The 20,059-nt window shown below is 38.3% G+C and carries 14 protein-coding genes and 2 pseudogenes; 9 read left to right on the forward strand and 7 right to left on the reverse strand.

Going from position 1 to position 20,059, the window contains the following annotated elements:
- The first annotated feature begins 127 nt into the window (after positions 1-127).
- The gene (locus KTI78_RS15940; protein ID WP_061875132.1) at positions 128-364 is read left to right on the forward strand and encodes a hypothetical protein; all 237 of its coding nucleotides are present in this window, start codon (positions 128-130) and stop codon (positions 362-364) included.
- Between the two features lie 235 nt (positions 365-599).
- The gene (locus KTI78_RS15945; RefSeq protein WP_262446702.1) at positions 600-815 is read left to right on the forward strand and encodes a hypothetical protein; all 216 of its coding nucleotides are present in this window, start codon (positions 600-602) and stop codon (positions 813-815) included.
- Positions 816-933: 118 nt separating this feature from the next.
- Here the strand turns inward: KTI78_RS15945 and KTI78_RS15950 are convergent, their stop codons facing one another.
- The 3 genes from KTI78_RS15950 to KTI78_RS15960 are packed head-to-tail and all read right to left on the reverse strand — an operon-like array spanning position 934 to position 4,393.
- The gene (locus tag KTI78_RS15950; protein ID WP_262446703.1) at positions 934-2,274 is read right to left on the reverse strand and encodes an MFS transporter; all 1,341 of its coding nucleotides are present in this window, start codon (positions 2,272-2,274) and stop codon (positions 934-936) included.
- A gap of 9 nt (positions 2,275-2,283) precedes the next feature.
- Complete coding sequence (locus KTI78_RS15955) at positions 2,284-3,096, reverse strand: amidohydrolase family protein (RefSeq protein WP_262446704.1); 813 nt, start codon at positions 3,094-3,096, stop codon at positions 2,284-2,286.
- A gap of 7 nt (positions 3,097-3,103) precedes the next feature.
- Positions 3,104-4,393, reverse strand: coding sequence for an SLC13 family permease (locus tag KTI78_RS15960; protein WP_000126038.1), 1,290 nt, complete (start codon positions 4,391-4,393; stop codon positions 3,104-3,106).
- 111 nt (positions 4,394-4,504) lie between these two features.
- Between KTI78_RS15960 and KTI78_RS15965 the strand changes: the two genes are divergently transcribed.
- Both KTI78_RS15965 and KTI78_RS15970 read left to right on the forward strand, forming a co-directional pair.
- Complete coding sequence (locus tag KTI78_RS15965) at positions 4,505-5,236, forward strand: GntR family transcriptional regulator (RefSeq protein ID WP_224991969.1); 732 nt, start codon at positions 4,505-4,507, stop codon at positions 5,234-5,236.
- Between the two features lie 208 nt (positions 5,237-5,444).
- Positions 5,445-5,630: pseudogene (locus tag KTI78_RS15970) on the forward strand (hypothetical protein).
- A gap of 97 nt (positions 5,631-5,727) precedes the next feature.
- On the opposite strand, the pseudogene KTI78_RS15975 reads toward KTI78_RS15970, so the two are convergent.
- A pseudogene (locus KTI78_RS15975) lies at positions 5,728-5,829 on the reverse strand (LuxR family transcriptional regulator); the annotation flags it as partial.
- A gap of 116 nt (positions 5,830-5,945) precedes the next feature.
- On the opposite strand from KTI78_RS15975, the gene KTI78_RS15980 reads away from it, so the two are divergent.
- Positions 5,946-10,799, forward strand: coding sequence for an Ig-like domain-containing protein (locus tag KTI78_RS15980; RefSeq protein WP_262446705.1), 4,854 nt, complete (start codon positions 5,946-5,948; stop codon positions 10,797-10,799).
- Positions 10,800-10,848: 49 nt separating this feature from the next.
- Here KTI78_RS15980 and KTI78_RS15985 read toward each other — a convergent pair whose 3' ends face one another.
- Positions 10,849-11,766, reverse strand: a complete 918-nt coding sequence (locus tag KTI78_RS15985) for a LysR family transcriptional regulator (protein WP_262446706.1) — start codon at positions 11,764-11,766, stop codon at positions 10,849-10,851.
- Between the two features lie 97 nt (positions 11,767-11,863).
- Between KTI78_RS15985 and KTI78_RS15990 the strand changes: the two genes are divergently transcribed.
- From KTI78_RS15990 to KTI78_RS16000, 3 genes are all read left to right on the forward strand, one after another.
- On the forward strand, positions 11,864-13,246 hold the full coding sequence (locus KTI78_RS15990) for an aspartate aminotransferase family protein (protein WP_262446707.1): 1,383 nt from the start codon (positions 11,864-11,866) through the stop codon (positions 13,244-13,246).
- Positions 13,247-13,354: 108 nt separating this feature from the next.
- Complete coding sequence (locus tag KTI78_RS15995; RefSeq protein WP_016140938.1) at positions 13,355-14,923, forward strand: CoA-acylating methylmalonate-semialdehyde dehydrogenase; 1,569 nt, start codon at positions 13,355-13,357, stop codon at positions 14,921-14,923.
- A 103-nt stretch (positions 14,924-15,026) separates the two neighbouring features.
- A complete protein-coding gene (locus tag KTI78_RS16000; RefSeq protein WP_016140939.1) occupies positions 15,027-16,418 on the forward strand; it encodes an amino acid permease in 1,392 nt (463 codons plus the stop codon).
- A 58-nt stretch (positions 16,419-16,476) separates the two neighbouring features.
- Here KTI78_RS16000 and KTI78_RS16005 read toward each other — a convergent pair whose 3' ends face one another.
- Complete coding sequence (locus tag KTI78_RS16005) at positions 16,477-17,565, reverse strand: HlyD family secretion protein (protein ID WP_239975876.1); 1,089 nt, start codon at positions 17,563-17,565, stop codon at positions 16,477-16,479.
- Positions 17,562-19,139, reverse strand: a complete 1,578-nt coding sequence (locus KTI78_RS16010; protein WP_262446709.1) for an MFS transporter — start codon at positions 19,137-19,139, stop codon at positions 17,562-17,564. The genes KTI78_RS16005 and KTI78_RS16010 overlap by 4 nt, the downstream gene beginning before the upstream one ends.
- Before the next feature lie 165 nt (positions 19,140-19,304).
- Here KTI78_RS16010 and KTI78_RS16015 point away from each other — a divergent pair, with 165 nt between their 5' ends.
- On the forward strand, positions 19,305-19,925 hold the full coding sequence (locus KTI78_RS16015) for a TetR/AcrR family transcriptional regulator (protein ID WP_262446710.1): 621 nt from the start codon (positions 19,305-19,307) through the stop codon (positions 19,923-19,925).
- The last annotated feature ends 134 nt before the right edge of the window (positions 19,926-20,059 follow it).

The following is a 20,059-nucleotide window of genomic DNA, read 5'->3' on the forward strand; positions in this document are numbered from 1 at the left end:
AACATGGGAATTAACCACAGAGTGAAGTCGCAAAATTAGGTGACCAATTTTTGTCATGAAAAAAATAATACGGCTTAAAGGTCGGCGTGATATGGTATGTGAACACCTCCAAAAATAAGGATTAGATATGTCAGACAATACAACGAAATGGCTTTGTGTAGGTGGTGTACTAAGTGGAGAGTGGAGAGAGCAGCAATTAGAAGCTTTTGATGTTGATCCCAATGATTTAAATACTCATAGTTATGAACCAATGAAACTTATTAATCCTGTTACCAAGGCAGAACAGCATTTCTATGTATATACGGAGTTACAGGAACAGGCATATGATAGGGCCATAAATTTTGCCTTATATAAAAATCAATAAGGATGAGAGAGCACTGAGGTGCTCTTTTTTAATTTATTCTTAGTAATAGCAGAGTCGTAAAAATTAACTTCCAAGGTATTGTTAATAATAAATTATTTGTTGTTAAGATCAGGTTGATCATTCTTCTCAGAATGCATAAATTTTTAAAAATTAATTCGATCTAATTGCCTACAAAATATTGATAGTATAAAAGTTTCGTTACGCATAATATGTCCGATTAAATTGGAGCATTTTAATGCTAAAAGACATTACAATTATTGATTTTCAAGGAAAAGAAATAAGAGCACAGGCAAACTATACAGAAGTAAAGACTAATAAAATCAATCATTCATCTAAAGTTCAGAGAGCTACCGTTGAATATATTTTGGTAAAAGGTGAATTTATTTATCCTACTTTAAATATGGTTTTCAATAGTTCCGATGGCAACAGCTATTATATAGAATATAAATGACTCACTTCGGTGGGTTTTTTAATGAGCGATTTTCAATATGGGTGTTATAAATAAAAAAAGACCAGTGAACTGGTCTCTTTTTCGCTATATGAGCTAGTGCGTTTCTAACTCTTAAAGCTTAAATCACATTTTGAACCTTCTGTGCTTTTGGTAACGATGGTTTTCTTCCCAAATACAGCGCGATCATGGCACCTGTAAATGTCAGCATACATAACGGTAAAAGAGAAATAGGGAAGCTACCTGAATAATCTTTCACAATGCCCATAATAGAGTTCATGAGGCCCGTACCAATATGTGCAATGGTGTTGACCGCTGCAATGCCTACAGCAACCAGAGTCGGTGGTAAGCGTTCAGAAACTAACGCCCAGAAAGGCCCTTTGATTGCGTAGTTACCCATCAAAACGATAGAGAATAAAACTAAACTCAAGGTTAAAGACGATGTAAAAATAGTAAGGAGTAAACCAAAACTGGTTACAAATAATGGAATCGCTGTATTCAAGCTCTTATTGCCACTTTTATCGGCATGTACGCCCCAAACAATCATGAACACTGCAGCTAAGCCAAAAGGAATCATATTTAAGAGTCCTGTTTCCATGGCAGTTAGATGGAAGGCTTTTAAAATTTGAGGCATCCATAACGATAAAATATTGCTGGTTGCTGAGCTTCCTGCATAAATAATTGCGAAGAACCATAAATATTTATTGGTAATAAGAAGCTTAAACTTACTCTTTTTCTGCTCAGCACTGTCTTGTTTTTCAGAATTTAACAACTGGTTTTTTTCAAAAGTTAAGGTGTTTGAGAGCCATTCCTTTTCTTCTTTACTTAACCATTTAACATTATTTGCATTGTTAGGTAGCCATACGAGACACAACAAACCAAGAAGAATTGCCGGTAATGCTTCAAGAATTAAAAGCACTTGCCATCCACTTAAACCCAGTAAACCATGTAAACCTAACAATAAAGCAGATAAAGGCGAACCAATAAAGTTAGATAAAGGAATGGCAACCATAAATACGGCAACAATTCGTGCCATATATCGTTTAGGGAACCAGAGCGTTAAATATAGTAATACGCCTGGGAAAAAACCAGCTTCGGCAGCGCCGAGTAAAAAGCGTGAAATTGAATAAGAAATGGGGCCGGTAATAAAGGCTGTACAGCAACCTACAATTCCCCAAGTAATCATGATTCTGGCAATCCAGATACGTGCCCCCAGCTTTTCCATTGCCATGTTGCTGGGAATTTCAAATATAACGTAGGCAATAAAGAATAATGTCGCACCAAAGCCAAACGCGGTAGCAGTTAAACCAATTTCTTGGTTCATGGTTAAAGCGGCGAATCCAATATTCACCCGATCAATATAAGCGATGAAATAACAAAGAATGAGAAAGGGAAGAATACGAAAAGAAAGTTTACGGATCGTTGACTTTTCTACTTCCGATATAGATATATCATTTTTCATACATACTCCTTATGTACGTGAGAAATCAAACAGCTCGGTCGGGTTCTGATTTAAAATTAAACATTGCTCGTGTTTATCAAACACAATCTGTTTAAAAGTTTTAAATGCGTCCTCATAAGTTATTGAAGATTCATGTTGGGTATGCGGCCAATCGCTTCCCCAAATGAGTTTTTGTAAAAAACCTTTTTCTTTGAAAATGTTATATGCCTTCTGGGCTATATTTATGTTGTTAGGCGTAGTACCTAAACGGTAGAAACCAGACACCTTAATCCAATGCTGTTTTACGTTAAGTAAGCTTAGAAACTTCTGATAATCTGGATCTTCAATCCCTTTAACTGGGTCAACCCGGCCAAAATGGTCAATCACGACATTAAAACTATAGTCACCCAGTTGTGGTAAAAGCTGGACCAGATATTTTGGTGGAGCGTGCAATTCAACTTGCCAGTTGAGACTTTCCACATTTCGTAAAAACTTTTGCCATTCAGGCATATTTAGCGAAGGTGGGTTAAGACCGAATAGATTTAAGCGAATACCGACGATGCCTTGTTCTTTAAGTTGCAATAGCTCATCAAAAGTCGTCGTATGTTGAACAACGGCGATCCCTTTTAAACGGTCAGGGTATTGCTGAATTGCATTTAACATTGTTTGGTTATTTGTACCCAAAAAGCTGGGTTGGACTAAAACGCCATGCGTGAAATTGTGTTGATCAAGATGAGAGACAAAGCTTTGTACAGTTGCATCGTAATCAGGTGCGTACCGTGCTGTTTCGATACTGTGGTCCTGAGTCGAAAAAACATGTGCATGTGTATCTATACAGTTCATTTTCATCTCACATTACGAATTTTAAAGCGAAAATAGCGATTAAAGCAGCAATGACTCCTACAGGAATTGCTTTAAATAACAGTTGATTAAAGAATTTGGTTTTGTCGATATCTGCTGGCGCTGAAGCCATAATGAGACTACCGCCAGACGAGAAAGGTGAAATCGCCGTAGACTGAGCGCCAACCACAATACAAATAAACAGCACTAGCGGATTTAGCCCAGATGTAAGTGCAAGTGCTGGAACAATTGGGAATAAGGTAGGAGCAACTACGCCTAGAGTGCTTGAAAATACAGACATAATGGCACTGATCAGACATAACAATACTGGAATGACCCACACAGGAACATTGTTTGCTAACCATTCAGATAGGGTCGTAATAATGCCAAGTTTCACACCTAATGCGATGAGCATGCCAACACCGCAAATCATGATCAGTGTTCCCCAAGGCACAAGTGCGATGACCTTTTTCTCATCAGCAAGTTTCATAAGTAAACTAATGAGCGAGAAGGTAATAGCAAGGAAGGCAATATCAATTTTGGAGTTTAAAAAGCTGATGGTTTTTACATCTGGAAATACAAGGTGCAAGATTGGAAAAACTAAAACAATCGACATCATTAAAATAATAAGGAAGATAGATTGTTTCTGTTTTTTGTCGAATGGCTCAGGCTTTTGATCTTCAATCACAATAGAATTACTTTTTCTATTCCAGAGGGTATAAATGCCCAACACTGCAATTGGAATAATTAAAGTTAAAATAAAAATGCCACTGCTATATGAAAAAGCTGTTTGTGAGCTAATGCCTGTATTTTCCATTAAGCTTCGAAAAATAATGCCACTCTGCGATGTCATAAAATTTGCGCCCGCTAAAGCGCCGTAATTTGCAGCCATCCCACCAATAATCATATTCATATTGGTTTTTTTACACAGCAGCAGGGTAATCGGTGCCATAAAAGCAAGCACCGTATAAAAACCTGCGCCGAGGCCTGCAATAATGGTTGCTGCGAAAAAAATTGCTAGAGGTAAAAACTGAGGAAACTTACGGCACTTATATAAAAGATGGCTGGCAAGCTTTTCTAATGCGCCATTTGCCAAAGCAAAGTTATAAAACAGAGTGACAGATAAAATAATAAAGAAAATTTTGACAGGCCATAATTCAATAACTTCGGACGGTTTAAGTCCCATGCCAAAGCAACCAATCAGGTAGGCAAACGCTATCGTAAAAAATCCGATATTAATTTTCGTTTTATAACCTAAACCTATCGATACGGCTAAAGCCATTAGCATCAATGCAGTCATATTATCTTCCTTGATAAATATATAAACATCTAAACATGTATATGTTTGGTTTTTTGTATTACACAGAACTATGCTAATATTGTCAAATCGATTTCATAATGTTTAACACAAATGCTTGATGAGACTGCATTTAAAAATTTTAAATTGCCAAGATATGAAAAGGTCCGTTGGGAACTTCAAAAACTACTGATTCAGTCAAAATGGACAGTTGAAGAGCCTATTCCAAGTGAACAAGAACTTGCGCAAATGTATAGCGTATCGGTAGGAACCGTTAGAAAGGCGGTTGAAGGACTGGTTGAAGACGGCTTATTAGTTAAACAGCAAGGAAAAGGAACTTTCCTAAAACAACCTAATTTTGAAAATTCGCTTATTCGTTTTTTTAGATTACGCAATAAAAAAGGCGAGTTCATTCAGCCTCAAGGCCAAATCAAAAAAGTAGAAGTGTGTGATGCAATATCGGAAGTAAATGCCGAGCTGGGACTTGGGCTTACTGAAAAGTTACTTTATATCGAGCGTGTCCGAAAACATGAAGAAGTCGTTGTTTTAAGCGAGAGAATCTGGCTGCCTGAACGCTTATTTAAAAATCTGGAAGAAATTCCAATCGCTGATTTTGGTAACTTGCTTTATCCATTTTATTATCAGCACTGCGGTCAGTTTGTTTCTTCTGCGACAGAACGGTTAACTTTTGAGAAAAATATTAAAGACAGCTATCTAAATAATAATCTTGAAGACCCTTTAGTTAAGGTATGCCGTATTGCAAAGAATCTTGAAGGTGTAGCAGTCGAATACCGTGAGTCTTATGGTCTAGCCGATAATTTTCATTATGAAATAACAATTAATTAATTTTTTATGCAGCTTAATAGAGATTTCCCCATTAAGCTTCAAAAGTTGGTTCACTAACGTTAGGAAGCGAGTCATTACTCCATAAATCAAGCATCGGCTATTCCTTGAATGCCTATACTTTGCTGGTATTTATAAGGTATTGATAACAAATCCTTAGTTGTAAAAAGCTTCAGCCCATTCTATTTTTAAATAGAAAAGGGAGTGAATTATGAAAAATATTTTATTGATTTTGACTGTATTAAGTGGATTGAATTTAACAGCTTGAGCTGTTCATACACGTGAAGGAAGCGTTGTGATCGATCCAGATGGTCGCTTGATTGATGGTGGTTATCATGATGGTGGTAGTCATGGCCGTTTCTGTCCTCCTGGACAAGCAAAAAAAGGGAATTGCTAAAACTTAAAATAATTGCATGCATGACTAGGTTTTTCTTAAAACTTCCTTCGGGAAGTTTTTTGTCTTTAAGTTAATTGATAATAAAATTCAGATCGTTTTAGCTGTTAAGCACCCGCTTCTCAAGCATTTCCATAAAAGTTTTTAAAATAATATTGTGGTTTTTGCCTTTGTGAGTAATTAAGCAAAAGCGTATGCTATATAGTTGTAGAGTTAATAGAAAATATATCAAATAATAAAATTATTATTATGAATTTTTATGGTTTTTATTATTTTTTGTGGTAAATTTTTTGCGTTATAAATAGGTGTTTTACAAAAATGCAAAATATACTTACTTTTATTAAAAATGGTCAAAAAATTACTTTAGATGCAAGTAATATTAAAAGCGTAAAAGATACGGGAAATGGTTTTGAAATTACTCTTAAGAGTGGTGAGGTAATTCAAGCTGAATCATATAGTGTTGCTCCTAATACTCAACCTGTGGAGCAAGTTTCTAGGCAACAAGTAGAAAATAATTCTGAGGCTGATGAGGAAGCTGAAAAGGAAGAGGTTCTAAAAGAAAAGAGTTTATGGGATTCACAAGCAATGTTATGGGGTGGTGCTGCGATTGCACTTGGTGGTATTGCGGTAGCGGCATCAAGTAGCAGCAGTGATATTTCAACACCTTCTGATCAGACTCCTCCAGCGAGTTTAACTAAAATATTGTCTAAAGATGGTAAAACGGTAAGTGGTTTAACAGAAGCTGGAGCAACTGTTATAGTTGAAAACTCAGTTGGTAAAGTAATCGGTTCTGCCAAAGCTGGAGCAGATGGGGCATACTTAATTAATTTGGATAAAGCCTATATTAATGGTGAAACACTAAAAGTTTCTGCTCAAGATGCTGCTGGCAATAGTACCTTGAAACAAGAGATTGTTGCTTCTGATATTACAGCCCCTAATTTAGTACATGCTATTTCTTCTAACGGTAAAACTATTACAGGTTTGACAGAGGCTAATTCAACTGTCACCGTCAAAGATTCATATGGAAAAATTATTGGAACTTCAAAGTCTGATAATGATGGAAAATATACAATCATACTAGATAAAGCTTATTTAAATGGTGAAAAACTTACTATTTCTGCCGAAGATTTAGCTGGTAATAAATCAACAATTCAAACAATTTTGGCTGATGATAAAACTGCACCATCAAGTCTGACTGCAACGATTGATACCGCAGGTAAAGTTGTTGCTGGTGTAACTGAAGCAAATGCTGTTGTAACAGTTAAGAATGCTGTAGGAACTGGCGTTGGTACAGCTACAGCAGATGCCACTGGTAAATATTCAATTACGCTAGATAAGGCTTATTTAAATGGTGAAAGCTTAAGTGCCACTGCAGTGGACAAATCGGGTAATGCTACAGCCGCGAAAATAATTATTGCACCAGATACCACGGCACCATCAAGTCTGACTGCAACGATTGATACTGCCGGTAAAGTAGTTGCGGGTGTGACCGAACCGAATGCTGTTGTAACAGTTAAGAATGCTGTAGGAACCATAATCGGTACAGCTACTGCTGATGCCACAGGTAAATATTCAGTTACCCTAGATAAAGCATATTTAAATGGTGAAAGCTTAAGTGCAACGGCTGCGGACAAATCTGGTAATGCCACAGCGCCGAAAACCATTGTTGCACCAGACACTACTGCACCTTCAAGCTTAACTGCAACGATTGATACGGCAGGTAAAGTGGTTGCAGGTGTAACTGAAGCCAATGCTGTTGTAACAGTTAAGAATGCTGTAGGAGCTGTCGTTGGTACAGGCACAGCTGATGCCACAGGTAAATACTCGATTACCCTAGATAAGGCTTATGTAAATGGTGAAAGCTTAAGTGCAATGGCTGCGGACAAATCTGGTAATGCTACAGCGCCGAAAACCATTGTTGCACCAGATACCACGGCACCTTCAAGCTTAACTGCAACGATTGATACAGCAGGTAAAGTGGTTGCAGGTGTGACCGAAGCGAATACTGTTGTAACAGTTAAGAATGCTGTAGGAACTGTCGTTGGTACAGGTACTGCAGATGCCACAGGTAAATACTCAATTACGCTAGATAAGGCTTATGTAAATGGTGAAAGCTTAAGTGCAACGGCTGCGGACAAATCTGGTAATGCTACCGCACCAAAAACAATAGTTGCACCAGACACTACAGCACCTTCAAGTCTGACTGCAACGATTGATACTGCAGGTAAAGTGGTTGCAGGTGTAACTGAAGCGAATGCTGTTGTAACAGTTAAGAATGCTGTAGGAACTGTCGTTGGTACAGCTACTGCAGATGCCACAGGTAAATACTCGATTACCCTAGATAAGGCTTATGTAAATGGTGAAAGCTTAAGTGCAATGGCTGCGGACAAATCTGGTAATGCTACAGCGCCGAAAACCATTGTTGCACCAGATACCACGGCACCTTCAAGCTTAACTGCAACGATTGATACAGCAGGTAAAGTGGTTACGGGTGTGACCGAAGCGAATGCTGTTGTAACAATTAAAAATACTGCAGGAACCATAATCGGTACAGCTACTGCTGATTCCACAGGTAAATATTCAGTTACCCTAGATAAAGCATATTTAAATGGAGAAAGCTTAAGTGCTACAGCATCAGATCAATCTGGTAATGCTACAGCGCCGAAAACCATTAATGCACTGGATACCACGGCACCATCAAGTTTAACTGCAATTATAGATGCTGCAGGTAAAGTGGTTGCGGGTGTGACCGAAGTAGGTGCAAGAGTGACAGTAGAACAAGTAACTGCTATTTATAAAGAAGTAACTGTTTTAGAAACCCAATCTGTTTTGAATGAGACAGTACAGTCAAATTATTTATCGAAAACATATTCTTTCGAAGTTACAGGTACAAATGCACATGTTTCTTTAAATTTGAGCTCTTCGACTAATTCACTTTCTGGTAGTTATAGCTCAACTCTTTCTGGTGCGAGTTTAAATACAAGTCTAACTGGTAGTATCTCTCAAGCTGGAAACGGAAATTACAGTATTGATCTAGCACAAGGTTCAGTATTAGCATCTGGAACCTATACTTTGACAGTAAATTATTCTAGTTCAATGGTCCCCGTTATAAATGTAAATGTAACGCAAGAAGTGCCAAAAACTATTTTAGAAGTAGACCATTACGAAACAAAAGTTGTAGGCACAGCTAATGCAGATGAGGCAGGAAATTATTCTATTACTCTTGATAAAGCTTACTTAAATGGCGAAAGCTTAAGCGTAACGGCAGCAGATCAATCGGATAATAAAACTGAAGCGAAAGAGGTTATTGCACCAGATAGTACGCCACCAATTTTGCATCAACCAACTATTCAAGGTGGATGGGCTGAAGGGCAATCAGTACAAGGTACAACTGAAGCAAATGCCACAATAATTGTTAAAAATACTGCAGGTGATGTAATCGGTTCGGCAATAGCTGATGCATCTGGGTATTACAATGTAATTTTGAATATAGTTTACGAAGATGGTGAAGTATTAAAAGTAATTGCTGCGGATGCTAAAGGTAATGAAAGTTCAATTAATATAAATGCACCCGATACTACGGCACCTATATTGGCTAATTTGTTTAATTATGATGTGAGTACAGATAAAATTATTTTTAATGCGCCAAGTGATAGTTATGCTGTTGAGCAAAAAATTAATGGTGCTTGGGTTCACGTAAATATTGAGGAAAAATTCGATTGGTTAAATGTAGAATATAGGGTAACTGCTACAGATCAAGCTGGGAATAGTTCTCAACCACTAACTACTATAATTAATACTGTATCAGGAACTTACAAGCCAACAGACCCTACATTTACTCAAATTATTAAAGGATCTACAGGAAATGACTATCTATATGGTGGTAGTGGCGATGACACATTAATATCGAATACGGGTTCTGATCATTTATACGGTGGTTCAGGGAATGATACACTCATTTATGGTGGCAATTCCGCGAATGTATATACAGGATTAATTGGTGAAACTGGTAATGATACCTATATTGTAGATAAAGCATTACTAGGGTCATTAAGTTATGTTCATATCCTAGATAATAACAATGAACAAAATATACTTTATTTAAAATCAGTTTCAGCTGATGAAATTATTTTAAAACAGGCTAGTGCGGATAGAGTTATTACGTTCAATGATTCAACTGCCAGCATTCATTTTGGTGAGGGACAATTATCATCTATTATATTTGACGATGGAACAGTCTGGGATAAGGCACAAATTGAAGCCAATATTATTGGTAAATTATTGGGTACAGAGGCTGATGATCGTTTACAGGCAGATGCTAATTATTCCGTAATTTATGGTTTAGAAGGCAATGATACGATCCAAGGTGGTGTGCAGAATGACTATCTGTATGGTAGTAGTGGCGATGACACATTAATATCGAATACGGGTTCTGATCATCTATACGGTGGTTCAGGGAATGATACACTCATTTATGGTGGCAATTCCGCGAATGTATATACAGGATTAATTGGCGAAGCTGGTAATGATACCTATATTGTAGATAAAGCATTACTAGGGTCATTAAGTTATGTTCATATCCTAGATAATAACAATGAACAAAATATACTTTATTTAAAATCAGTTTCAGCTGATGAAATTATTTTAAAACAGGCTAGTGCGGATAGAGTTATTACGTTCAATGATTCAACTGCCAGCATTCATTTTGGTGAGGGACAATTATCATCTATTGTATTTGACGATGGAACAGTCTGGGATAAGGCACAAATTGAGCAATATATTGCCAAAACTGTACTGGGTACAACTGGTAATGACGTAATTGAGACAAGCATAGCAAATCAAACTTTCTCTTATATTCTCGGAGATGGTGCAGATACTGTGGTTTTTAATATTCTCGATAATACAGATAATTTAGGTGGAAATGTTAAGAGTGAGTGGACTGATTTTAATCTCGTAGAGGATGATAAAATTGATTTGTCTCAATTGCTTATAAATGAAAGTGGAAATCTTCAAGATTATATTTCGGTAAAAGATACTGAGGCGGGGCTAATTATTTCAGTTGATAGAGATGGGGCTAGTCAATCTACGTATCATTCGCAAGAATTAATTTTGCTTACTGATAAGCATGATACCTTAGAGAACTTAATAGTTTCAAATACCTTTATTTATTAAGTTGTTTAGTAATAGACTAAAAAAAGAGACCATTTAATGGTCTCTTTTTTTAACTCCCAACGATCCGTTTCTCAAGCATCTCCATAAAAGTTTTTAAAATATTATTGTGGTTTTTGCCTTTATGAGTAATTAAGCAAATGGGTGTGCTGTAATGCATTTTTTCCTTTGAAACAGCTTGCATAAAACCATCTTCAACCCATTTCTTTGCATAGTGGTCGGGTAAAAAACCTAAGAATTTTCCTGTTAAAATTAGAAACGCAATTCCTTCACGGTCGCTTGCTGTCGCTTTACAGTCTAAAAGCTGGTGCAACTTTGCCGCTTCCGATGTAATCGCATAATTAGGGAGTACAGCTTGCCATTTTTTTAATTCATCTAAATCCATCTTGCTACATTTGCCAAACAAGGGATGGTTTTTGCCGCAATATAAAAACGAACTTTCACTATATAAATCAAAATAGTCCAAACCGGACAAAGGCGTAACAAGGGGAATAACGCCTGCATGCAAACGGTTATCGAGCACACGGCACTCAATATCTGACAGAGTACTCATACTAATGTTAATAATTACTTCAGAATGTTCTTCGGCGAGTTGTGTCAACGTGTTGGTGATATAGCCTCTTGGCATCGTTACAAGGTTATTAATAATCCCAATATTAAACTCGCCCTTAAGGCGGTTGTGCATTTGATTAACTTTAGAGCGAAAATCTTCGATAGAAGCAGTGAGAACTTCGATATATTCTAAAATTTCCCGTCCTTCATCGGTGAGGGCAAAGCCAGCGCGACCACGTTGGCATAGCCGAATACCCAAACGATTTTCTAAATCACTCATATGCAAACTAATTGCAGAGCGGCTAATACCAAGAATGCTTTCGGCAGATGTAAAGCTATGACAGTCACAAACTGTTTTAAAAATTTTAAGAAGTTTTATATCAAAATCAGTAACTTGATTTAATTTTTTCGGTTTCATTTAGTTTTGTTTTTTTAAATCTAAACTCAAGATAATTTGAATTTATCAAACTTATCACGCTATGTACACTCAAACCATAATTTGAAAATAAACAGGAATGGTTATGTTTGATACGGATAAATTCAGCGGCTCTGAGCATACTTCGGAAGCGATTCAAGCCAATAATAATATGCATATAAATTATCAGGCACACTGGATGCCTTTCTCTGCAAATCGTAACTTTGCTAAAGACCCGCGCATGATTGTGGGCGCAAAAGGATCGTACCTGATTGATGATTCCGGCCGTGAAATATTCGATTCACTCTCAGGGCTATGGACTTGTGGTGCAGGTCATACCTTGCCTGAAATTCAGCAAGCGGTAAGTGCTCAGTTAGGTCAACTCGACTACTCACCAGCTTTTCAGTTCGGCCATCCGTTGTCTTTTAAACTGGCAGATAAAATTGTTCAGCATATGCCTGAAAAACTACAACACGTTTTCTTTACCAACTCAGGTTCAGAGTCGGCAGATACCGCTATCAAAATGGCACGTGCGTATTGGCGTATTAAAGGTAAACCAAGTAAAACCAAATTGATTGGTCGTGCCCGTGGCTACCATGGCGTAAACGTTGCGGGAACAAGTCTAGGTGGGATTGGCGGCAACCGTAAAATGTTTGGTCAACTTATGGATGTAGACCATTTGCCGCATACCTTGCAGCCAAATTTAACTTTTACCAAAGGCTGTGCAGAAACAGGTGGGGTAGAGCTTGCCAATGAAATGCTTAAGTTAATTGAACTACATGATGCTTCAAATATTGCCGCCGTGATTATTGAACCTATTTCCGGATCAGCAGGTTGTATTGTACCGCCAACTGGCTATTTACAGCGTTTAAGAGAAATCTGTGATCAGCATGACATCTTGTTAATTTTTGATGAGGTAATTACAGGTTTTGGCCGTTTAGGAACTTGGACCGCAGCAGAATATTTTGGGGTTACACCTGATATTTTGAACTTTGCGAAACAAGTAACCAATGGTGCCATTCCTTTAGGTGGGGTGGTAGCAAGCCATGAAATTTACTCTGCCTTTATGCAGCAAGACTTACCGGAACATGCCATTGAATTTACCCACGGCTATACCTATTCGGCACATCCTGTTGCTTGTGCTGCCGCCTTAGCTGCGCTTGAAATTTTAGAAAAGAAAAACCTATTCGCTCAATCTGCAGCGTTGGCACCAAGTTTTGAAAAAATGCTACATGGCTTAAAAGGCGCACCGCACATTTTAGATATTCGTAACTGTGGTTTGATTGGTGCCCTACAGTTAGCTCCGCGTGATGGTGATGCCACCATTCGAGGCTTCGAACTCGGTATGAAACTCTGGAAAGAAGGGTTCTATGTTCGCTTTGGAGGCGACACCCTTCAGTTCGGGCCAATGTTTAACAGCACTGAGGCTGATATTGACCGCTTAATGAATGCTGTGGGCGATGCACTGCACCAAGTGAATTAAGGCTTATAGACCATTTATGAGCATCGGTAGGTTCTATAGATGCTCTTTAAAAACCAAATCAAAAATACAGTTTGATATGAAAACCAATTGTAGTAAGGAGTAACAACAATGACAAATGGCCTAGAAAATTTTAGCTATGACGAAGTTTCAACTGAAAATAGTACGCATAGCGAACAAGCCAAAAAAGTGCTAGGGCATTTCATTCAAGGAAGAATTGTATCTAAAACGGCAAGAAGACAGCCAGTTTACAATCCTGCGACGGGTGAAATTAGTAAAGAAGTCGAAATTGCAGATGCACAGACGGTAAATGAAGCTGTTCAGGCAGCCGAACAAGCATTTCCTGCATGGCGAGATACGCCGGTCATTAAACGTGCACGTGTCATGTTTAAGTTCAAACAATTATTAGAACAAAATGCCGAAAAGATTTGTGCTTTGATTGGACAAGAGCATGGTAAAATTTCTCATGATGCTCAAGGTGAACTTCAACGCGGTATTGAAAACGTTGAATATGCTTGCGGCGCGCCAGAGCTTTTAAAAGGGGAATATTCAAAAAATGTCGGCCCTGATATCGATTCATGGAGCGAGTTCCAACCACTAGGTGTTGTGGCTGGTATTACACCATTTAACTTCCCAGCCATGGTGGCGTTGTGGATGTTCCCAATGGCCTTAGTCTGCGGTAACTGCTTTATTCTAAAACCTTCTGAAAAAGCACCTTCTGTGGTTTTATACCTTGCAGAACTATTAAAACAGGCAGGTTTACCCGACGGCGTATTTAATGTGGTGAATGGGGATAAAGAAGCGGTAGATGCCTTATTGCATCATCCGCGCATTCAGGCAGTCAGCTTTGTGGGGTCAACACCAATTGCTGAATATATTTACCGTACAGCAACTTCAACGGGTAAACGTTGCCAAGCATTAGGCGGTGCGAAAAACCACGCGATTATTATGCCGGATGCTGATATTGATAACGTAGTAACTTCATTGCTAGGCGCAGCGTTTGGTTCTTCAGGCGAGCGTTGTATGGCACTTTCGGTTGCGGTTGCTATTGGAGATGAAGTTGCCGATGTCGTGATTGATAAGCTGACTCAAGAAATGAAAAAATTGAAGTTCGGCAATTATGCAGATGCAAGCAACGACTTTGGTCCACTCATTACCCAAGCACATAAAGACAAAGTGCAGGCTTATATTCAAAGTGCAGAACAACAAGGCGCAAAAATTGTGGTAGATGGCCGTGATGCAAAACCGGCAGGCTACGAAAAAGGTTTCTTTGTTGGGCCTACTTTAATTGACCAAGTCACACCAGCTATGACCAGTTACCAACAAGAGATTTTTGGACCTGTACTGCAAGTTATGCGTGTAAATACTATGCAAGAAGCCATGCAACTGATTAATGACCATGAATATGGCAACGGTACTTGCATTTATACCCGTGACGGTGAGGCAGCACGCTATTTTAGCAGTCACATTCAAGTCGGTATGGTGGGTATTAATGTTCCTTTACCTGTGCCTGTTGCTTACCATAGCTTTGGTGGTTGGAAACGTTCATTGTTTGGTGATTTACATGCGTATGGTCCAGATGGTGTCCGTTTTTACACACGCCGTAAAACCATTACGCAACGCTGGCCATCTGCGCAAGTCCGTGAAGCAAAACAATTTTCAATGCCAACTCTAAATTAATTATTGCAATAAGGGGAAGACATTAGTTTTCCCTTTTTCATTACCGTAGGATTTTCAAACATGTAATAGATTTTTATATGGATATATTTTTAAGGATTGAAATATGAATAATGATAGAACAAAAAAATTAGGCGAAGGACTTTCAAATCGCCATATCACAATGATTAGTATTGGCGGTGTTATTGGCGCAGGTTTATTTGTCGGTTCATCTTCTGCCATTGCCAAGGCAGGCCCAGCGGTTATTCTCGCTTATTTAATTACCAGTATTATGGTATTTCTGGTGATGCGAATGTTGGGTGAAATGGCCGTTTTAGAGCCGGACACTGGTTCATTTTCTACTTATGCCCGTAAAGCAATTGGCCCGTGGGCAGGTTTCACAATAGGTTGGTTATATTGGTGGTTTTGGGTGCTCGCAATTCCGGTAGAAGCTATTGCAGGTGCTGAAATTTTACATTCATGGTTTCCGAACGTTTCTGTTTCTATCTACGCATTTTGTTTTATTGTATTTCTAAGCTTAGCTAATTTTTTTAGTACCAAAAGTTTTGGTGAGTTTGAGTTCTGGTTTTCCTTAGTCAAAGTGGTAGCCATTATTGGCTTCATTATTATTGGTATTTTAGCAATTTCAGGTTTTTGGCCATTAGCTAAAAATGTAAGTGGGGTTGCCAATTTATACAATAATGCCGGTTTTATGCCACACGGTATGGGAGGAATTTTATCGGCAATTTTAATTACTGCATTCTCATTTTTTGGCGTAGAAATTGTCTCGATTGCAGCAGCAGAGTCATCAAACCCTAAACAGAAAATTAGACGGGCAACGAACCTCGTGTTGTACCGCATTATTCTTTTCTTTGTGGTCTCAATGTTTATTGCCGTTTCACTTGTTGATTGGCGTTCGCCAGACCTACAAAAATACGGAACATTCCAATACGTTTTAATGAGCTTGAACGTACCAGGTACTAAACTCATCATTGATACAGTCGTGTTCATTGCTGTGGCAAGTTGTATGAATGCCGCAATTTATACATCATCTCGAATGTTATTCCGTTTGGGTACCCGTAGTGAAGCACCTCAAGCAGTAACTAAAGTCAATTATGCAGGCGTACCTGCAATTGCGGTGTTCTCTTCAACTTTTATTGGTTTGATTTGTTGTATTATCAATTACGTATTCCCGGGAAAAGTATTTGGGTTATTGCTCTCAAGTACAGGGTCAATTGCTTTGCTTGTGTATTTAGTCATTGCATTCTCTCAACTGCGTTTACGACATAAACTGGAAGCTGCAGGAGCAGAAATTCCATTTAAAATGTGGCTATTTCCATGGCTCACTTGGTTTGTGATTATTATTATTCTAAGTGTATTGGCTTATATGTTCTTCTCGCCAGCATACAGTTATGAAACTACTTTATCTTTAGGGGTAACTTCGCTTGTGATTGTTTGTGGGTTGTTCGTCACGCGAAAGCGTAAAGCAACCAGAGCGGTTGCCATGAATCTAGATTAAATTAAAAAAGAGACCGTAAATGGTCTCTTTTTCTCGCATGTCCCAAGATTTAAACGATCTATTTCTGAGTCGTATCAATAGATACTAAAACGGATAAGCCGGGACGCAATAATTTAACGTCTTTTTGATTTTCAATAAGCTTAATTCGTAAAGGAAGACGCTGAACAATCTTGGTAAAATTACCAGTCGCATTGGTTGCAGAGATTGGAGAGAAAAATGCACCAGTCGATGGTGAAAAACTATCTACCACACCTTTTAATTCAACGTTATAAGCATCTACATAGACAGTAACAGGTTGTCCGATTTTAATTTGTTTTAACTCAATTTCACGGAAGTTTGCTTCTACATAGACTTGGTCTAAAGGCACAATTACCATTAAAGGATTCCCAGCACCTACAAAGTTACCCACGTTTGCAGATTTTTGACCAATCATGCCATCAATAGGGGCACGAACTTCTGTATAGCTCAGATTCAGTTTTGCTTTATCAAGTGCTGCTTGAGCTTGTTTCAAAGCAGCTTGTTTGGCTTGCACCTGAATCTTATATTGGTTGAGCTGATACTGTGCATCGATCACTTTTTCTTTACTGCTATCTAAGTCAGCATATTGTTCAGTCAATGTGGTTTTTGACTGTTGCGTAATCAATCTAGATTCAGCACCAAGTGCCTGCAATTGCTCATAACGCGCCGTGTTGTCTTTGGTAAGTTTAATTCCGGCTTCTACTTTTCTAAGCTGTGCTTCAGTTTCTCTAATAACTGTCGGTTGTCTTTCTACCGCCAGCATTGCTTCATTCAGATCTGCTTGTGCTTTTGCATAATTAGATTCAGCTTCTGCCAAAGCAGCTTGATAATCACGTGCATCAATTCGCGCTAAAAGTTGGCCTTTTTTTACGGTCTGATGATCTTTAATATAAATCTCTTCAATATTGCCAGATACTTTAGGGGCAATGGTTGAGTACTCGACATCTACCCGTGCATCGTCAGTTTTAACAACTGAAGAGGGTAAAAATATAAGTTTTAAAACCCATAAAATAGATGCTAAGACAATAATGAATGCAATAACCATAACCCAATGCTTTTTGAGATGTTGCACCTTTGTTAACTTGGGTGGTTCGATGTTAGTGGTATCTTGGGCTTCGAGAGTACTCATAAAGATTTTCCTGAGTTATGACTATTCATTAACTTAATGAGAGCAATACGTGGCGGATAAGTTCGAACTGGCAAAATCAACATTACAATGAATAAAATAGCGGTAAGACCAGCTAAGATAAGATATTGATCGCTAATGACTAAAACAGATTGTTGCGCTTGAATCGCAGAATTTAGAGCAGATAAACCACCTGAAACACGATCTGCGCCATTTGCAGTGAGCACTGGTGGAGTAAGTGGATTAATAACAGGACCTTGAATATTTTGGAAAACATGTTGGGCGGTATTTTCAATCAGCCGTGTTGAATGGTATTCACCGCGTACTCGATTGATCCAGTCTAAAATACAAACACCCAGTACACCGCTAATCGCACGCGGAGTGTTAATCATCGGTGATGCATAAATTGCCATGGTGGGGTGAACACTGTTTGTACCCATCATTAAGAGCGAGAGCACTACACAGGTTTGCCCCAAACATGAGATTGCATGCCAAAAATAAAATTGGTCTTGATTCCATGTGGTATCAAGTTGACTTGCACCTAGGCAACCAGCGATGACCAGAAGTAAACCAAAACCGTGTACATAGCGACTATCCACCCAAGCTTGATTTAAAAGCTTCACAACAATAGGAATATAGATAAATTGCAATGCCGCAATTTGTAAGCCAATCCACATGGTCTGGGTCGGTTTATAGCCATGCACAGCACTCAGGTAATTTAGTGGCAATGTGCTGGTGGACATACCAATAATGACAAAGCAAAAGAGAGCGAAAACAGCATATGCAAAATTTCGTATTTCGAGCATTTGCGGCTTAATTAAGGGTGACGGATAACGCCATTCATGTATAAAAAACCAAGGTAAAGTAATTGCACTAATTAAGGCCAATACACAAATTAATTGAGAATGGAACCAGTCTAAATGATTGCCATGCAATAACATGGTGCTCAGGCTCGCTAAGCTAATAATCGCTAAAATGGCGCCAGTCCAATCGTAAGTTTTTATTCTTGAATAATTTAATGGGTCTTGTGGAATACCAAAATAAACCAGAGCAGCGCTCAGCGCACAAAAGGGAATGGTTTGGAAAAATATCATTTTCCAGCCAATCACATCTAAATAAAAGGCAGAGAGCGCGGCACTTAAGTTCGGAAAAAAAGTCGCAGTTAACGCATAGCAAGCGAGGCCCCATAGCCGAATGTCAGGTCCTAAAAATCTAAGTGCACAGGCCATGAGTAAAGGAATGGTTAAACCATTAGAGAGCCCTTGCAGGCCACGCAATATATAAAATATTTCGATGTTAAGGCTAAAAGGAATTAAAACGCTAGAGAAGAGGCAAAGTCCTATCGCAAAAAGAAGAACTCTGCGCATAGAAAAAATAACGGCCCAACTGGTAGATAGGATCATGCCAATAATCATGGCACTTGCGTAAATACTGCTGACCCAATAACCAGAGTCGACACTAATTCCCATCGCGCCACGAATATCGACCAAGGTAATGCTGGTGATTCGGTTGTTAAATTCAACAGTCATTGCTGCGAATATTGCACCTGCCAAACCGATGAGTGGTCGTATATTCATCTTTTACCTTAAATTTTAAAATGAGCTTACTGCAATAGCAGTTATTGAACTCAACTGTACCGATCGGTACTGTACTATCTTATTAAATTTACGTCAATTCTCGATTTTGAACTTTCCGATGAGTTACACTAAGAATGAAATTGCTAAATATGTTTGTAGGTTCGTATGTCTGATTGCACTAAAACGAATGAGAAAGATCAAAAAATTCTTGATGCAGCAACAAAGTTTTTTTTGATTCACGGTTTTAGTGGTACAACCACAGACATGATTCAAAAGGAAGCAGGGGTTTCCAAAGCAACCATGTATGGTTGTTTTAAAAATAAAGAAGCGATGTTTGCTGCCGTCATTGAACGTCAATGTACCAACATGCAAGAGCAAATTATTTTAGTCGAGACACAAGCTAAAAACTTACGCTCAGCTTTAACCGAGATTGGAAAAACTTATCTTTGTTTTATATTGTCACATTCAGGATTGGCTTTTTTTAGAGTTTGTATTGCAGAAGCGGTTAGATTTCCCGAGTTATCTGAAAAATTCTTTGAAGTGGGTCCACAACGACTGGCGAATATTATTGCGGGCTATCTTGAAAAGTCTGTGAAACAAGGAGAAATTAAATTAACTTCTTCTTCCGAAGTTGCAGCAAATATATTTTTATCACTGTTAAGAAGTGATGCCCATCTAAAGTGTTTGACTCATCCTGAGTATTTAATATCAGCCGATGAAATTAGTGTTTGGGTGGAATATGCGGTCGATTTATTTTTAAAAAATATCAATTATAAACTAGATTAATTTGGGGAATTTGCTCCCTACAAAACCTTAAATGTAGAAGTAAAAAAGAGACCAACGAGTGGTCTCTTTTTCATTTTTAGATCGCTGCTTTGGTCATCTCACCATTGACCAGTCTTAAAATCTGCAATGGGTTG

The organism is Acinetobacter sp. WU_MDCI_Abxe161 (assembly GCF_025514355.1).
GTDB lineage: Bacteria > Pseudomonadota > Gammaproteobacteria > Pseudomonadales > Moraxellaceae > Acinetobacter > Acinetobacter pittii_E.

Bases quoted from the DNA above. Each gene is read 5' to 3' on its own strand.
- KTI78_RS15940 (WP_061875132.1), top strand. From the start codon at position 128: ATGTCAGACAATACAACGAAATGGCTTTGTGTAGGTGGTGTACTAAGT.
- KTI78_RS15945 (WP_262446702.1), top strand. From the start codon at position 600: ATGCTAAAAGACATTACAATTATTGATTTTCAAGGAAAAGAAATAAGA.
- KTI78_RS15950 (WP_262446703.1), bottom strand. From the start codon at position 2,274: ATGAAAAATGATATATCTATATCGGAAGTAGAAAAGTCAACGATCCGT.
- KTI78_RS15955 (WP_262446704.1), bottom strand. From the start codon at position 3,096: ATGAACTGTATAGATACACATGCACATGTTTTTTCGACTCAGGACCAC.
- KTI78_RS15960 (WP_000126038.1), bottom strand. From the start codon at position 4,393: ATGACTGCATTGATGCTAATGGCTTTAGCCGTATCGATAGGTTTAGGT.
- KTI78_RS15965 (WP_224991969.1), top strand. From the start codon at position 4,505: ATGCTTGATGAGACTGCATTTAAAAATTTTAAATTGCCAAGATATGAA.
- KTI78_RS15980 (WP_262446705.1), top strand. From the start codon at position 5,946: ATGCAAAATATACTTACTTTTATTAAAAATGGTCAAAAAATTACTTTA.
- KTI78_RS15985 (WP_262446706.1), bottom strand. From the start codon at position 11,766: ATGAAACCGAAAAAATTAAATCAAGTTACTGATTTTGATATAAAACTT.
- KTI78_RS15990 (WP_262446707.1), top strand. From the start codon at position 11,864: ATGGTTATGTTTGATACGGATAAATTCAGCGGCTCTGAGCATACTTCG.
- KTI78_RS15995 (WP_016140938.1), top strand. From the start codon at position 13,355: ATGACAAATGGCCTAGAAAATTTTAGCTATGACGAAGTTTCAACTGAA.
- KTI78_RS16000 (WP_016140939.1), top strand. From the start codon at position 15,027: ATGAATAATGATAGAACAAAAAAATTAGGCGAAGGACTTTCAAATCGC.
- KTI78_RS16005 (WP_239975876.1), bottom strand. From the start codon at position 17,565: ATGAGTACTCTCGAAGCCCAAGATACCACTAACATCGAACCACCCAAG.
- KTI78_RS16010 (WP_262446709.1), bottom strand. From the start codon at position 19,139: ATGAATATACGACCACTCATCGGTTTGGCAGGTGCAATATTCGCAGCA.
- KTI78_RS16015 (WP_262446710.1), top strand. From the start codon at position 19,305: ATGTCTGATTGCACTAAAACGAATGAGAAAGATCAAAAAATTCTTGAT.